Genomic DNA, 16,243 nt, shown 5'->3' with positions numbered 1-16,243 from the left:
AAAGAGAATTTCGCCGTCTGAAATGTTCTCAAGCGACATATGATCATTCTGGGTACAGTCAGAAGGAGAATCAAGAGAAAACCTTCGATGAGCGTAAAGCTGATTGCTGTTTACTATGCTTATTTTTGAAACATATTTGATTCTTTTCAAAACTGTACAGATTACGAAACGAAGGATAAAAAGGAGGCGGTTGCGTCTATTGATCAATGTTTCACTAAAAAGAAGGGGTGAGCAATAGAGAAATGGCATCTTACAACTATGTAGAGGTTTTACAAAAATCCATGCTGTTTTATGAAGCGCAGCGGTCAGGCCGGCTTCCAGAAAGCAATCGTCTTAACTGGCGGGGAGATTCTGGACTAGAGGACGGGAAGGATGTTGGGCATGACTTAACTGGCGGCTGGTATGATGCAGGAGATCATGTGAAATTTGGACTTCCGATGGCTTACTCAGCAGCCGTGCTTGCATGGACAGTATATGAATACCGGGAAGCTTATGAAGAAGCAGAATTGCTTGATGAGATCTTAGATCAAATCAAGTGGGCAACAGATTATTTTTTGAAAGCACATACAGGACCGAATGAATTTTGGGCGCAAGTAGGTGATGGAAACGCCGATCATGCTTGGTGGGGGCCAGCAGAAGTGATGCCGATGAACCGGCCACCTTTTAAAATTGATGAACATTGTCCTGGAACAGAAGTAGCTGCACAAACTGCGGCGGCTTTAGCAGCAGGTTCTATCATTTTTAAAGAAACAGATGCGTCCTATGCAGCAAAGCTTTTGACGCACGCCAAACAGCTATATGCATTTGCTGACAGGTATCGCGGCAAATATACAGATTGTGTCACCAATGCGCAGCCATTTTACAACTCCTGGAGCGGCTATGTTGACGAACTTATTTGGGGCGGAATCTGGCTGTACTTGGCGACAAATGAAGAAACCTATTTAAACAAAGCATTAAAAGCGGTAGAGGAATGGCCGAAGGATTGGGATTATACGTTTACCATGTCATGGGACAATACTTTTTTTGCTTCACAAATCTTACTAGCAAGAATCACGAAAGAAACCAGGTTTATAGAATCGACAGAGCGCAATCTTGATTACTGGACCACAGGTCTTGTTCAAAATGGAAAAGTAGAAAGAATCACCTATACGCCTGGCGGTTTGGCATGGCTGGATCAATGGGGTTCACTTCGTTATGCCGCCAATGCAGCATTTTTAGCCTTTGTCTATGCTGATTGGGTATCTGATCAAGAAAAGAAAAATCGATACCAATCGTTTGCGATTAAGCAAACTCACTATATGTTAGGTGATAATCCGCTGAATAGAAGCTACGTTGTTGGGTTTGGCCAGAATCCGCCGAAGCACCCGCACCACCGTACTGCACATGGCTCATGGTCGAACCAGCTGACAAATCCTCCATCTCACCGGCACACTCTTTATGGAGCGCTTGTAGGGGGTCCTAATGCACAGGATCAATATGATGATGACATCTCTGATTATATATCTAACGAGGTGGCGACCGATTATAATGCCGCCTTTACTGGAAATATCGCCAAAATGGTGCAGCTGTTTGGTGAAGGGCAATCAAAGCTGCCAAATTTCCCGCCTAAAGAACAAGTGGAGGATGAGTTTTTTGTAGAGGCATCTGTGATGCATAACGATACAACATCTACTCAAGTGAAAGCAGTGCTGTACAACAGGTCCGGCTGGCCGGCAAGAAGCAGTCAAACACTATCCTTTAGATATTACGTCAATCTGAGTGAGGTCTTTGCAAAGGGATTCACTGAAAAGGATATTCAAGTGACAGCAGCCTACAATGAAGGCGCTTCCTTATCGCCTTTAAAAGTATATGACGCATCAAGCCGCGTCTATTTTGCAGAAATCGATTTTACGGGCGTAGCCATTTCTCCTAGAGGAGAATCTGAGCATAAGAAGGAAATACAATTTCGATTATCTGCTCCAAATGGATCGAATATATGGGATGCCTCAAATGATTATTCCTATCAAGGATTAACATCCAATATGCAAAAAACAACAAAGATTCCTGTCTTTGACGATGGTGTTTTAGTATTTGGCACACTTCCAGACAAATAAAAATCAACGATTTTATTGAAAGGGTGAAGGACTTGTCAAACAAAGAACGGTTTTTAACGCTTTATCATCAAATCAAAAGCGATGCGAATGGATATTTTTCACCAGAAGGAATTCCGTATCATTCAATCGAGACACTCATTTGCGAAGCACCTGATTATGGGCATATGACAACTTCAGAAGCATATAGCTATTGGCTGTGGCTTGAGGTGCTGTACGGACATTACACAGGGGACTGGAGCAAATTAGAGGCAGCTTGGGACAATATGGAGAAGTACATCATCCCAGTCAATGAAGATGGAAATGATGAGCAGCCGCATATGAACGCTTACAATCCGTCCAGCCCAGCCACATACGCAGCAGAGAAACCATTTCCGGATCAATACCCAAGCCAGCTGACCGGTGCTCGTCCTGCTGGTCAAGATCCAATTGATAGTGAATTGAAATCAACCTATGGGACGAATGAAACGTATTTAATGCACTGGCTCCTTGACGTAGATAACTGGTATGGCTATGGTAACTTGCTCAACCCATCACATACAGCCGCCTATGTGAACACATTCCAGCGTGGTCCGCAAGAATCTGTATGGGAGTCCATCCCTCATCCATCACAGGACGATAAATCTTTTGGTAAGCCGAATGAAGGCTTTATGAGTTTGTTCACAAAAGAAAATCAAGCTCCAGCTGCCCAGTGGCGCTATACGAATGCAACGGATGCTGATGCGCGCGCGATACAAGCGATGTATTGGGCAAAGGAGCTCGGCTATAATCGGTCAGCTTATCTTGATAAAGCGAAAAAAATGGGGGATTTCCTCCGTTACGGCATGTACGATAAATATTTTCAAACGATTGGAAGCGGGAAGCAGGGGAATCCGTATCCTGGAAACGGAAAGAGTGCCTGTCATTACTTAATGGCATGGTATACCTCTTGGGGCGGAGGACTTGGGGAGTATGCAAACTGGTCATGGCGTATCGGAGCGAGCCATTGTCATCAAGGTTATCAAAATCCTGTCGCTGCTTATGCTTTATCCTCAGATAAAGGAGGCTTAAAGCCATCTTCTGCTACCGGGGCAAGCGATTGGGAAAAAACTTTAAAGAGACAGCTTGAATTTTACGTATGGCTTCAATCGAAAGAAGGAGCCATAGCAGGAGGCGCAACCAATAGCTGGAATGGAGACTATAGCGCTTATCCAGCAGGAAGAAGTACTTTTTATGATATGGCATACGAAGATGCACCTGTTTACCTTGACCCGCCTTCAAATAACTGGTTTGGAATGCAGGCGTGGCCAATGGAGCGCGTAGCAGAGCTTTATTATATTTTTGTAAAAGATGGCGACAAAACATCTGAAAATGTCCAAATGGCCAAATCTGTCATAACAAAATGGGTCAGCTATGCCTTAGACTACATTTTTATCGGCAGCCGTCCTGTGTCAGATGAAGAGGGTTATTTCTTAGATGAACAAGGACAGAGAATTCTAGGAGGAACGAATGTTTCAGTTGCTACAACAAGTGCGCCTGGAGAGTTTTGGCTTCCTGGAAATATTGCTTGGAGCGGACAGCCTGATACTTGGAACGGGTTCCAGTCTGCAACAGGAAATCCAAATTTAACAGCTGTAACTAAAGATCCGACTCAGGATACGGGCGTATTAGGAAGTCTAGCCAAAGCTTTGATATTCTTTGCTGCAGCCACAAAGCAGGAAACAGGTGATTATACAGCGCTTGGTGCAAGAGCGAAAGATGCAGCTGCGCAGCTCCTAGAGGTTGCATGGAATTACAATGATGGCGTCGGCATAGTGACAGAGGAAGATAGAGAAGACTATGACCGTTTCTTTAGAAAAGAAGTGTATTTCCCAAATGGATGGAACGGGACATTTGGTCAAGGAAATCAAATTCCTGGAGCCAGCACCATTCCTTCTGACCCGCAGCGAGGAGGGAATGGGGTCTATACGAGTTTTGCTGATCTTCGTCCGAAGATTAAACAAGATCCAGCATGGTCTTCACTCGAAAGTAAATATCAGTCTTCATTTAATGAAGCTACAGGCAAATGGGAGAATGGCGCACCAGTTTTCACTTATCACCGCTTCTGGTCTCAAGTGGATATGGCCACTGCCTATGCTGAATACCATCGTCTGATCAACTAAGAGGTTAAAATCAAGCTGCCGGCTTCTAGCCGGCAGTTTGAATAGGTAATATTAATCCAATGAAGATAAGGGTGATTTCACATGGTCAAAGAAAGAAGCTTTCTTCATCATTCCTTCAATAGAGGCGAAAATGGGCAGGAAAATCTGATGTGGAAAAAAGAGGCGGATGATCGAATCTCAGAGCATAGACAAAGAGATCTTGTGATCAACGTGACAAACGGCGAAAAAAAGCCAATAGCAGGAATAGAGGTTGAAATAAAGCAAATCAGACATGAATTCGCCTTTGGTTCAGCGATGAATGATCAAGTGTTATTTAATCAACAATATGCTGATTTTTTCGTGAAGCATTTTAATTGGGCTGTTTTTGAAAATGAAGCAAAATGGTATGCGAATGAGCCAGAAAGAGGGAAAATCACCTACGAAAAAGCAGATGCGATGCTGAATTTTGCAGATCGACATCAGCTTCCAGTGAGGGGGCACGCTTTATTTTGGGAGGTAGAGGATGCGAATCCAAGCTGGCTGAGGTCATTGCCGAATCACGAAGTATATGAAGCCATGAAAAACCGGCTTGAGCATGCGGGCAATCACTTTAAGGGAAGGTTCCGTCATTGGGATGTAAACAATGAAATGATGCATGGTTCATTTTTTAAAGATCGCTTTGGGAAAAATATTTGGAAGTGGATGTATGAAGAAACGAAAAAAATTGACCCTCAAGCCCTATTGTTTGTGAATGATTATAATGTGATCTCTTATGGTGAACACCATGCCTATAAAGCACATATCAATGAACTGCGTCAGTTAGGCGCACCTATTGAGGCGATTGGGGTTCAAGGCCATTTTGAAGAACGGGTCGATCCAGTCATTGTCAAAGAGAGGCTCGATGTGCTGGCTGAGCTTGGTCTTCCAATATGGGTCACAGAGTACGATTCTGTTCACCCTGACCCTAATAGAAGAGCGGATAACCTGGAAGCTTTATATCGCGTCGCATTTAGTCATCCAGCCGTAAAAGGAGTGCTGATGTGGGGATTTTGGGCAGGTGCCCATTGGAGAGGTGAACATGCAGCCATCGTGAATTATGATTGGTCTTTAAATGAAGCAGGACGACGTTATGAAAAGCTTCTAAACGAGTGGACGACCCAAAGAGTTGAAAAAACAGATGCTAATGGCCATGTGAAATGTCCAGCATTTCACGGAACATATGAGATTCGAATCGGTAAAGAAAATAAAATGCTCAAACAGCAGACGATTGAACTTGATTCAAATAAACAAACACCGTTTCAACTAGACGTGATCCTGCCTCAAGAAGGATAGAGATAGATTGTGAGGAGAATGTAAATGAAAAAGTGGGCTCAAAGAGTGTCTTGCTTCATACTTATAGCCGCTATATGGTCTGGCTGGTTTTCGCTTACGATGAAGGCCGCTGCTTATGTGCAGACGTCTGGTACACAATTTACGCTGAACAATCAACCATTTTACTTCGCCGGCACAAATAATTACTATTTCCATTACAAATCTAAAAAAATGGTAGATGCTGTGTTCGATGATATGAAAGCAATGAATTTAAAGGTCATACGGATTTGGGGCTTTCACGACGGGGCTCCTCAAGAAAACTCAGTCTTACAATCTAGTCCAGGCGTCTATGAAGAATCTGGTTTTCAAAAACTAGATTATGCGATTTATAAAGCAGGACAGGAAGGAATAAAGCTTGTGATCCCACTAGTGAACAATTGGGATGACTTTGGCGGTATGAATCAATATGTGAAGTGGTTCGGGGCAGGATCGCATGATGCCTTCTATACAGATCCTCGTATTCAAAAAGCTTACAAAAATTATGTGCGCTATGTATTAGAAAGAACCAATACGTATACAGGTGTTCAATATAAAGACGATCCAGCTATTATGACTTGGGAATTAGCCAACGAGCCGCGGATGCAGTCAGATCCAACGGGAAATGTACTAGTCAAATGGGCAGATGAAATGAGTACATGGATCAAATCACTGGATCGTCACCATCTTGTTGCAGTAGGAGATGAAGGATTCTTTCGCATACCAGGACATGAAGATTGGTTTTACGGTGGAGGAGAAGGCGTTGATTGGGACCGTTTAACATCTCTTCCTAATATCGATTATGGAACCTATCATCTGTACCCAGATCACTGGAGCAAGTCTGCTGCCTGGGGAGTGAAATGGATCGAAGACCATATCACCCGTGGGAAGTCAATCGGAAAGCCAGTTGTGCTAGAAGAGTTTGGCTATCAAAATCAATCAGCTCGTCCTGACGTATATCAGAGCTGGCTGTCAGCGGTAGAGTGGCTCGGAGGGGCTGGCAGTCAATTTTGGATTTTAACAAGCATTCAGGACGATGACTCGCTCTATCCGGATTATGACGGTTTCCGCATTATAAAAGGAAGCAGGGAGGCAGCACTTATTAGTGAACATGCGAAAAGAATGAATGAAAAGAAATGATGACGAATGCCTGCTGAATAAGGAACTGTTTATATAGCTCACTCCAATTAGTAGTTCTTACTATCCAAATAGAAAATTTAAAATGCTTGTTTATCACTTTTTCTATATTTAAATTTCTTGAAATATGAAGCGGTTATGCGACAACCATTGAAAAGGGTTTTCAGAAACGATCAAGAAGCAGAAGGTATTTGGAGATTTGTTAGGAAGGAGGTGGTTATATCTATTTTTTATTTTAATTCATAAAAAAGGTATTTCCAATAACTTGACTAAATGGAAATTTCATTCTATACTCTGTAGTACAGAGTTCTTTGTGGAAGAGGAGTTTATTTATGTCTAATGAAAAATTCAATAATTCAGAAATATTAGAGAATTTATCTCATATCAAGACGATTACAAACTATAAAACAGAGTATTGTAAACAAACCAGTATTTATTTTATCATTTGGGGCCTCATTTGGATAATGGGATATTCAATACCTTTACTTTTTGCTCATTCAATAACTGCAGGTGTCTTTTGGCTTATTTTAGGCATTGCGGGCTGGGTTATCACTTTAACTACATATTTTAAACAAAAGAAAATGATACCAATGCCCTTGTTTTTAAGAACTCAATTACAATACACATGGCTTGGTCTTGGAATTATTTTAGGTATCTTTATTTTTTTAATATGTGTTGGTTTATTACCATATACATTAAATAATTTACCCTTTTATGTTGTTTTATTGGTTTCTATCATGTATTTACTCTTAGGTATTGTTCTGGCTAAAGAGATCTTTATTATGGGGTTCTGGCTAAGTGTTTTAGGTGTAACTACATTTTTATTATTTCCTAGTTTAATGAACATTATCTTCGCTTTTATTGGTGGAGGAAGTTTGTTATTAACTGGTGTGATTTTAAAAAGAAAAGGACAAGGAAATGAGTAATGTCAATAGTTTAAATGATTTAATCCATCCAAAAGTTCGGTTAGGGATTATGAGTTTATTAATGATTTATGAAAAATGTGATTTTAGCTTCTTAAAAGCCTCTTTATCTGTAACAGACGGTAATTTGGGCTCGCATTTAAAAAAATTAGAGGATGCAGGCTATGTGCTAATTACAAAGACATTTGTGGATAAAAAACCAAAAACAATCGTTAGTATAACAGATTTAGGAGAGCACGCCTACAAAGAATATTTGAGTGTTATTGAAGCCATTTTAAAAAAATAACTGACATGGAAGGAAAGGGTGCCGAATGTTGAAAATAGAAAACGTCAGTAAAAAATACGGGACTACCCAAGCGTTAAAAAGTATTACATTAACGATTCCAGAAGGAGTTTGTTATGGATTAATAGGTCCAAATGGTTCTGGTAAATCAACCTTGATGAAAATTATATCTCACATCATTAAATCTTATGAAGGCAGAGTTGAGCATGTTGGTGAGTCTAAGAGTGCGCTCGGCTACATCCCGCAAGACATCAGCTTAGAGGAAAAATTAACAGCTAAAGTAAATATGGAGTTTTTTGGACAAATTTATGGTTTGAAAGGGAAAACATTAGAAGAAAGAGTAGAAAAAACACTAAAAGATGTAGGATTGTGGGAAAGAGCAAATGATATAGTTGAAAGCTTTTCAGGAGGAATGAAACGTCGTTTGAATATTGGCTGCGCTCTAATGCATGCTCCTAAGTTAATTCTTTTAGATGAACCGACAGTGGGGGTAGATCCTCAATCAAGACGTTATATTTTCGACATCATTAACAAATTGAAGGAAGAGGGAAGAACTATTATCTATGTTAGTCATTATATGGAGGAAATAGAGAGTTTATGTGATTATGTGGCTTTCATTGATAAAGGGAATATTGTTGAAGAAGGCAAAATAGATGAGCTTTTGAATCGTTACGCAGAAACATCTGTCTTTTTTGAATCTATGATTCCTAATAAAACATTAACTAGTCTCGGGTATGATTTTGTTACTCATCAAGGTGGAGTGTTAGTTAAAACTACAAAACCATTAGATACTTTAGAAGATTTGGCTAAACTGAGTAAAAAGGAATCATTGGTTCCCCAACAATTATCTTTGTACAGACCGAGACTTGAAGATGTCTTTTTTCAATTAACAGGAACAGATTTACGTGATCAATTACAATAAAATGTCTTTATGAATGAAAAGCACTCTCGTAAATCAAAATAACTTAAAAGAGTAACTAATGTAGAAAGAGCATAAATCTAACGAACAGAATTAATTTGTGTGTACCGTGATTTAAAATCATACGTAATTAGTCAACATTATGTGACTAATTCTAATTCGTCACATCCACAAATGGTAAAATAAATAAAAAATGTGATTATTTAAGAGTTATATAGAAGGGAATCAAATGAATATAACGGGAGTGATGTTTATGTGGCCATTAGTCCGCATCGAATCTATAAAACAGGTGAAAGATCGATCATTGTTGTTCTGGACCATTTTATTACCAGTTGCTTCAATTATTCTTTTAATAGAATTATTTACATCAGGTAGTTCTCAAGCACAAAAAACATTAGTTGCTTCTCAATCAGTGACAGGGATGAGCGTGTTTTTCTCCACATTTGTCATTATTTCAATTGTCATTAGTTTTGTAAAAGATCGTGAGAAAGGAATTGTGGCAAGGCTAGCAAGTACTCCTTTACAGCCGCATCATTTTTTTCTTGGAAAGTGCGTTCCATTTTTTATCATTATCTTATTTCAAGTTTTGTTGTTAACCATTTTAGGGGTTTATTTATATGGTATTGAAATAACACAATACAGCTCGTATTTCTTAGTAGTTGTTCTATTATCAATGCAAGTGACTTCATGGGGAGTTGCCATCGCCGCATTTGCTAAAACTGAGAATACAGGCCTAGTGATGACAAACATGATTGCTTTAGGGACAGCAGTTGCTTGTGGCTTATGGACTCCATTTGATCAATTACCTAGTTATCTCAAAATAATTGGTATGCTCTTCCCGCAGTATTGGGCACATCAAGGTTTAGTGCAATCAGTATCAACACTACCAGGGGGAGAGAATTTGATCTTAGTTACAGCAGTCCTTATAGGCTATACACTGTTAGGGTTTATTCTTTCGTTGGTTGGCTATAAAAAATATATAAAGCGAGCAAGAGGCTAGTCTCTAAAAATTTCAGCTAAATGTTATGCACCGCAAAATCAATGCATGTATGCTGTCTGAAAAAAGGAGTGAGTCAATGTTAAGTGAAGAGTTAGAACTGTATGTTGAAAGTTGTTTTCGGCCATATAAAATTTGACTGGAATTGATTCATCTGAAGAAGCCATACACTGTGCAAATCAATTGAATATAAAAGCTCATTTTATTTGTACAGATATCAAAAATTTTTCATCACATGCGAAAAGTTATGATGCGATTTTAATACATCTGTGTTTTGGGCTATTTGAAGATCCTTTAGCATTATTAGAACAGTTACTTCCTTATTTATCAAATGAATCGATTATTTATATAGTTGATTTAAATCGAGATAGTTTAGAAAGTGGATTGAGTTCAGTTCAGAACAAAGAAGAAGAACTGTATTTATATGATCAATATCACGCCTCATTGACATTATCTGAGTTCGAGCAGCTACTCACCTATATGACCAAAACTAGAAAAGATATGATGTATAAGATTGGTACTTCTATAATTGGAGGGTTTAGCCCATTTAGTATGGAATTTTTATCGTTAATAGGAAATGAAAATTTACAACAAACGTTAAGGCAGGTTCCAGATGAATATAGCAATTCAGCACAGAAGACACCTTTACTTTTACATGCATGGCTGATTAAACAGTCTGGATAAATTCATTCCATATAAACATGGTTCTTTCTCTATGTATAATATGAAGGTTATCCGTTCAGTCTCCGCCTGCTCTTCGGGGAGTTCAATATGAATGATCTTTACATTGCTATTCCCTAAAAATTAGAACGCGGTTCTTCTGAAGTGAGTGAGCAAAGGCAAAGTGCTTAAAATTAAACTGCTTATTTCTTTAACGTTAAAGTACTTATCCATTAGGGGGTTTGAAAAATTTGGAAGTGATGGCTGTTTACTGAAACACTCTTTGCTTCTATATAAATAACCATACTGTGTCATACAAAATGTTTTTTGGAAACAGAGATTGCTTAGTGTAGATGTTACTTTCTTTCATAGGGGGCTCTGTTCTTCGCTCATTGCATTCAGGTGCATTATTACCAGCCCGTTTTGTTCAGAGTGGCTTTCCGTTTATATATAAAGGAAGAGAGAGGCATTAATGGTACTGAACATGCTGCAGTAATCGTTGAGCAAGTACCTATTATTATAAGGAGGAACTTCATTTGCATAAAAAAATTGGATATGGTATAGTTTTTATGGAAATGCTAACGATTACCGAGACAAGAGTGGGGAAACCCGCTCTTTTGTATTGAACAGGCAATTTTTGTCTCGACATTATTCATCCGTTTTCTGCTCCCCCTGCTCACATAAAGCAGGGTTTTTATGCAGAATGATTGATAAGAGCGTTTATCGAAAGCACAAGGAGGAAGAGAATGAGCAAAAAAGTAGTGGATGTCGTAAGCGAAATGGTGCAGCCAATTTTAGATGGCTTACAGCTTGAACTCGTTGATGTTGAATTTGTCAAAGAGGGTCAAAACTGGTTCCTTCGCGTGTTTATTGACTCTGATAAAGGTGTCGATATCGAAGAGTGTGCCAAAGTGAGCGAAGTCTTGAGCGAAAAGCTTGATGAGGCAGATCCGATTAGCCAAAACTACTTTCTTGAAGTGTCCTCTCCTGGAGCGGAGCGCCCATTAAAGAAAAAAGCTGATTTTGAAAAAGCACTTGGAAAAAATGTTTTCATGAAAACATATGAACCAATTGATGGTGAAAAAGCATTTGAAGGTGAGCTTACAAGCTTTGATGGTGAGATTGCAACAGTGACAGTGAAGATCAAGACAAGAAAGAAAGAGATCAATATTCCATACGAAAAAATAGCTAACGCAAGATTAGCAGTTTCGTTCAATTAACCTTTTCATTGATATAAGGGGGAACCATAAAAATGAGTAGTGAGTTGTTAGATGCCCTGACTGTTCTTGAGAAAGAGAAGGGTATTAGTAAAGAAATTATCATTGAAGCGATAGAAGCTGCACTCATTTCTGCATATAAGCGTAATTTTAATCAAGCACAAAATGTTCGTGTTGATTTAAACCGCGAAACGGGAACGATTCGTGTGTTCGCAAGAAAAGATGTTGTAGATGAAGTGTATGATTCTCGCCTTGAAATCTCTGTAGATGATGCAGCCAATATTAACCCGAATTACATGGTTGGTGACGTCGTTGAGATTGAAGTCACACCAAAAGACTTCGGACGCATTGCAGCTCAGACAGCGAAACAAGTTGTGACGCAGCGAGTGAGAGAAGCAGAGCGTGGTGTGATCTACACTGAGTTCATCGACCGCGAGGAAGACATTATGACGGGAATCGTTCAGCGGATTGACAGTAAATTCATTTACGTGTCACTTGGCAAAATCGAAGCCCTTCTTCCTGTCAATGAACAAATGCCAAATGAAGAATACAAACCACATGACCGCATAAAAGTGTTCATTACAAAAGTAGAAAAAACAACAAAAGGACCACAAATTTATGTGTCTAGAACACATCCAGGTCTTTTAAAGCGTTTATTTGAAATTGAAGTACCAGAAATTTATGATGGTACTGTAGAGCTTAAATCGGTTGCTAGAGAAGCTGGGGACCGTTCTAAAATATCTGTTCGTACAGATGATCCTGATGTTGATCCAGTTGGCTCCTGTGTTGGACCAAAAGGCCAGCGTGTACAAGCAATTGTCAATGAGCTAAAAGGCGAAAAAATTGACATTGTCCATTGGTCTAATGACCCGGTTGAATTTGTTGCCAATGCGCTCAGTCCATCAAAAGTACTTGACGTCATTGTGAATGAAGAAGACAAGGCGACAACAGTCATTGTCCCTGATTATCAGCTGTCATTAGCGATTGGTAAAAGAGGTCAAAATGCCCGCCTTGCAGCGAAGCTGACTAGCTGGAAAATCGACATTAAAAGCGAAACAGATGCAAGGGAACTCGGTATTTTCCCAAGAACTGAAGACTCTGAATCTCTTTTCTTAGAGGCTGAACCAGTAGCTGAGGAATCTGACGAATAAGAGGTGATATTAAAGGTGAAAAGCCGAAAAAAAATCCCGCTTAGAAAATGCGTCGTGACGGGAGAAATGAAACCAAAGAAAGAACTGATCCGTGTTGTTCGTTCTAAAGAAGGAGAAGTGTCTGTTGACGCTACCGGAAAAATGAACGGACGCGGAGCTTACCTTTCTCTCGATAAAGAAACCATTCTTGCGGCAAAGAACAAACGCAGTTTACAGCAGCAATTTCAGACACAGATTGACGAACACATATTTGAAGAATTACTAGAACTAGCTGAAAAGGTGAAAAAACCTAATGAATGAATCTGAATGGTATCCTTTGCTTGGTCTAGCAAATCGAGCTCGTAAAGTCGTGTCAGGAGAAGATCTGGTGATCAAAGAAATTAGACATGCGCGTGCTAAGCTGGTTCTTCTTGCAGCAGATGCCTCATCTAACACAGAGAAAAAGGTATCTGACAAATGCAAATTTTATAATGTTCCGGTTAGAAAAGTTGAAGACCGTTCCGTTCTCGGACGTTCTATTGGGAAAGAAGCTCGCGTAGTTGTCGCTGTCACTGACCAAGGCTTCGCTAAGAAGCTCATAAGCTTGCTCGATTAATTTATTTGGGGGTGAACGAATGGCTAAAGTGAGAGTATATGAATACGCAAAAGCCATAGATGTTTCAAGTAAAGATATTATAGCAGCGCTTAAGGATATGAACGTGGAAGTGAACAACCACATGGCGACGCTTGAAGACGACACTGTGAAAAAGCTAGACGCTATCTATAAAAAAGCCAAAGCAAAAGAGACAGCTAACGAGAAACCCGCAGAACAAAAAAAACAATCATCTAACAAAAACAATGATAGAAAGAAGAATGACGTGCAGAATAATCAATTTAATAAAAACAAAAAAAACAACAACCAAAATAAAAACAAAAATAAACGCGGTGGAAATAACAAACCGCAGCATCAGCAAGCTAGACCCGTGAAGCCTAAAAAAGAGCTTCCTGAAAAAATTGAATTTACAAATTCAATGACTGTCGGCCAGCTGGCTGATGAGCTTGGAAAAGAAACAGCTGAAATCATCAAAAAGCTGATGATGCTTGGTGTCATGGCAACGATCAACCAAGAACTTGATAAAGATACAGTTGAATTAATCGCTTCTGAATATGGTGTTCCAGTAGAGGAGGTCATTATTTTAGAAGAAACTGAACTTGAAAAGTATGAAGTTGAAGATAAAGAAGAAGATATGCAAGTACGCCCTCCAGTTGTAACGATCATGGGACACGTTGACCACGGGAAAACAACTCTTCTTGACAGCATTCGTAAGACAAAAGTCGTCGAAGGCGAAGCAGGTGGAATCACGCAGCATATCGGTGCATACCAAATTGAAGAAAACGGCAAAAAAATTACGTTCCTTGATACACCTGGACACGCAGCATTTACAACGATGCGTGCACGTGGTGCCGAAGTAACGGATACGACAATTCTAGTCGTTGCAGCAGATGATGGTGTCATGCCGCAAACAATTGAAGCGATTAACCATGCGAAAGCGGCAGAAGTGCCAATCATTGTCGCTGTTAACAAAATTGACAAACCAACAGCGAACCCTGACCGCGTGATGCAGGAATTAACTGAGCATGGTCTTGTACCAGAAGCTTGGGGCGGCGAAACCATTTTCGTTCCACTATCTGCGAAAACAGGTGAAGGCATTGACGAATTGATCGAAATGATCCTTCTTGTCAGCGAAGTAGCCGAACTGAAAGCCAACCCTAATCGTGCGGCAAAAGGGACTGTCATCGAGGCTGAGCTTGATAAAGGAAGAGGTTCTGTTGCAACCCTTCTTGTTCAAACAGGTACACTTCATGTAGGTGACCCAATCGTTGTAGGAAATACATTTGGTCGTGTACGTGCAATGGTCAATGACATCGGCCGCCGCGTGAAAACAGCAGGACCATCTACACCTGTTGAAATCACTGGTTTAAACGATGTACCGAATGCAGGGGATCAGTTCCTCGTATTCAAAGATGAAAAGACAGCTCGTCAAGTCGGTGAGGCGCGTGCTTCTAAACAGCTGGACGAACAGCGTTCAGATAAAGCAAAATTATCTCTAGACGACCTATTTGAGCAAATCAAACAAGGTGACGTAAAAGATATCAACTTGATCGTGAAAGCAGACGTACAAGGCTCTGCTGAAGCATTAACAGCAGCTCTTCAAAAAATTGAAGTCGAAGGCGTAAAAGTGAAAATCATCCATACGGGTGTTGGAGCGATTACAGAATCAGACATCATTTTAGCAAGTGCTTCTAATGCCATCGTGATTGGCTTTAACGTACGTCCTGATGGAAATGCGAAGAGCACAGCTGAGACTGAGAACGTTGATATCCGCTTGCACCGCATTATCTATAAAGTCATCGATGAAATTGAAGCTGCGATGAAAGGAATGCTTGACCCTGAATATGAAGAAAAAGTCATCGGTCAAGTTGAAGTCCGTCAAACGTTCAAAGTATCTAAAATCGGTACAATTGCTGGCGGTTATGTAACTGAAGGAACGATTACAAGAGATAGCGGAATCCGCTTAATCCGTGACGGCGTCGTTATTTTTGAAGGCGAAGTTGACGTGTTAAAACGATTTAAAGATGATGTGAAAGAAGTTTCACAAGGCTATGAATGTGGTATTACCATTAAGAAATACAATGATATCCGTGAAGGTGATGTCATGGAATCATTCGTTATGCAAGAAATCGAAAGAAAATGATCGGTTATACCGAATGTGAGTGCATGATCTATGATGCATCCTCACTGAAGGAAAAACGTGCGGTTCTTCAGCGAATATTGACAAGAACGCGTCATAAATTCAATGTAACCATTGCTGAAATGGATTACCAGGATACATGGCAGCGTACATCAATCGGAATCGCCGTGATTTCCTCATCTCGGGTTCAAGTGGAAAAGGAGCTTCAGCGTGTATTAAGCTTTATCGATTCTTTTCCTGAAATTGAACGAACGATCACGAAAACTGAGTGGTTTTAATTAGAGGTGATAAGATCATGAGTATGAGAGCAACCCGTGTGGGTGAGCAAATGAAAAAAGAATTGGGCGACATCTTAGGCAGAAAGCTAAAAGATCCAAGAATCGGCTTTTTGACTGTAACTGATGTCGAAGTATCCGGTGATTTGCAAATTGCCAAAGTCTACATTTCTGTTCTTGGCGACGAGAAGAAAAGAGAGGAAACCTTAAAAGGTCTTGCAAAGGCTAAAGGGTACATCCGCTCTGAAATTGGCAATCGAATCAGACTTCGCAAAACACCAGAACTGCATTTTGAATTCGACGAATCTGTAGATTACGGAAATCGAATTGAAAGCCTGATTGCTGAATTAAACACAAAAGATCACGAATAAGACGTTGAAATAAGGATAGGC

16 protein-coding genes are annotated in these 16,243 nt (G+C 40.0%); all 16 read left to right on the top strand.

Features of this window, described 5'->3' with window-relative positions; genetic code table 11:
• Window positions 1-242: 242 nt before the first annotated feature.
• The 16 genes from EV579_RS01085 to rbfA all read left to right on the top strand — a co-directional run bounded on the left by EV579_RS01085 (window position 243) and on the right by rbfA (window position 16,222).
• Window positions 243-2,093: a glycoside hydrolase family 9 protein gene (locus EV579_RS01085; RefSeq protein WP_133743814.1), complete on the top strand. Its 1,851-nt coding sequence runs from the start codon at window positions 243-245 to the stop codon at window positions 2,091-2,093.
• A gap of 32 nt (window positions 2,094-2,125) precedes the next feature.
• Entirely contained in the window at window positions 2,126-4,231 is a 2,106-nt protein-coding gene (locus EV579_RS01080) for a glycoside hydrolase family 48 protein (RefSeq protein ID WP_133743813.1), read from the top strand.
• A gap of 81 nt (window positions 4,232-4,312) precedes the next feature.
• Window positions 4,313-5,542 carry an endo-1,4-beta-xylanase gene (locus tag EV579_RS01075; RefSeq protein ID WP_133743812.1) on the top strand — a complete coding sequence of 410 codons (1,230 nt, stop codon included), beginning with the start codon at window positions 4,313-4,315 and terminating at the stop codon, window positions 5,540-5,542.
• A gap of 24 nt (window positions 5,543-5,566) precedes the next feature.
• Window positions 5,567-6,697: a glycoside hydrolase 5 family protein gene (locus tag EV579_RS01070; protein ID WP_133743811.1), complete on the top strand. Its 1,131-nt coding sequence runs from the start codon at window positions 5,567-5,569 to the stop codon at window positions 6,695-6,697.
• Between the two features lie 329 nt (window positions 6,698-7,026).
• Window positions 7,027-7,620 (top strand): hypothetical protein, encoded by a 594-nt coding sequence (locus EV579_RS01065; RefSeq protein ID WP_133743810.1) that lies wholly within the window; start codon window positions 7,027-7,029, stop codon window positions 7,618-7,620.
• A complete protein-coding gene (locus EV579_RS01060; protein ID WP_133743809.1) occupies window positions 7,613-7,903 on the top strand; it encodes a winged helix-turn-helix domain-containing protein in 291 nt (96 codons plus the stop codon). The genes EV579_RS01065 and EV579_RS01060 overlap by 8 nt, the downstream gene beginning before the upstream one ends.
• A 25-nt stretch (window positions 7,904-7,928) precedes the next feature.
• A complete protein-coding gene (locus EV579_RS01055) occupies window positions 7,929-8,822 on the top strand; it encodes an ABC transporter ATP-binding protein (protein WP_133743808.1) in 894 nt (297 codons plus the stop codon).
• A 250-nt stretch (window positions 8,823-9,072) separates the two neighbouring features.
• The gene (locus EV579_RS01050; protein ID WP_024427002.1) at window positions 9,073-9,819 is read left to right on the top strand and encodes an ABC transporter permease; all 747 of its coding nucleotides are present in this window, start codon (window positions 9,073-9,075) and stop codon (window positions 9,817-9,819) included.
• Between the two features lie 132 nt (window positions 9,820-9,951).
• On the top strand, window positions 9,952-10,500 hold the full coding sequence (locus EV579_RS01045) for a class I SAM-dependent methyltransferase (protein ID WP_133743807.1): 549 nt from the start codon (window positions 9,952-9,954) through the stop codon (window positions 10,498-10,500).
• Window positions 10,501-11,222: 722 nt separating this feature from the next.
• Window positions 11,223-11,696, top strand: a complete 474-nt coding sequence (gene rimP, locus EV579_RS01040) for a ribosome maturation factor RimP (protein WP_133743806.1) — start codon at window positions 11,223-11,225, stop codon at window positions 11,694-11,696.
• Window positions 11,697-11,728: 32 nt separating this feature from the next.
• Window positions 11,729-12,844, top strand: coding sequence for a transcription termination factor NusA (gene nusA, locus EV579_RS01035; protein WP_024424140.1), 1,116 nt, complete (start codon window positions 11,729-11,731; stop codon window positions 12,842-12,844).
• Window positions 12,845-12,859: 15 nt separating this feature from the next.
• Window positions 12,860-13,144 (top strand): RNase P modulator RnpM, encoded by a 285-nt coding sequence (gene rnpM, locus EV579_RS01030; protein WP_024424139.1) that lies wholly within the window; start codon window positions 12,860-12,862, stop codon window positions 13,142-13,144.
• Window positions 13,137-13,439: a YlxQ family RNA-binding protein gene (locus EV579_RS01025; protein WP_024424138.1), complete on the top strand. Its 303-nt coding sequence runs from the start codon at window positions 13,137-13,139 to the stop codon at window positions 13,437-13,439. The genes rnpM and EV579_RS01025 overlap by 8 nt, the downstream gene beginning before the upstream one ends.
• A gap of 19 nt (window positions 13,440-13,458) precedes the next feature.
• Window positions 13,459-15,579 (top strand): translation initiation factor IF-2, encoded by a 2,121-nt coding sequence (gene infB / locus EV579_RS01020; protein WP_025092597.1) that lies wholly within the window; start codon window positions 13,459-13,461, stop codon window positions 15,577-15,579.
• Window positions 15,576-15,854 (top strand): DUF503 domain-containing protein, encoded by a 279-nt coding sequence (locus EV579_RS01015; protein ID WP_024424137.1) that lies wholly within the window; start codon window positions 15,576-15,578, stop codon window positions 15,852-15,854. The genes infB and EV579_RS01015 overlap by 4 nt, the downstream gene beginning before the upstream one ends.
• A 17-nt stretch (window positions 15,855-15,871) precedes the next feature.
• Window positions 15,872-16,222, top strand: a complete 351-nt coding sequence (gene rbfA / locus EV579_RS01010; RefSeq protein WP_007499525.1) for a 30S ribosome-binding factor RbfA — start codon at window positions 15,872-15,874, stop codon at window positions 16,220-16,222.
• Window positions 16,223-16,243 lie beyond the last annotated feature (21 nt).

This window comes from Bacillus sp. BK450, from assembly GCF_004364885.1.
GTDB lineage: Bacteria > Bacillota > Bacilli > Bacillales > Bacillaceae > Bacillus > Bacillus safensis.
This window is presented reverse-complemented; position numbering and strand designations above follow the sequence as displayed.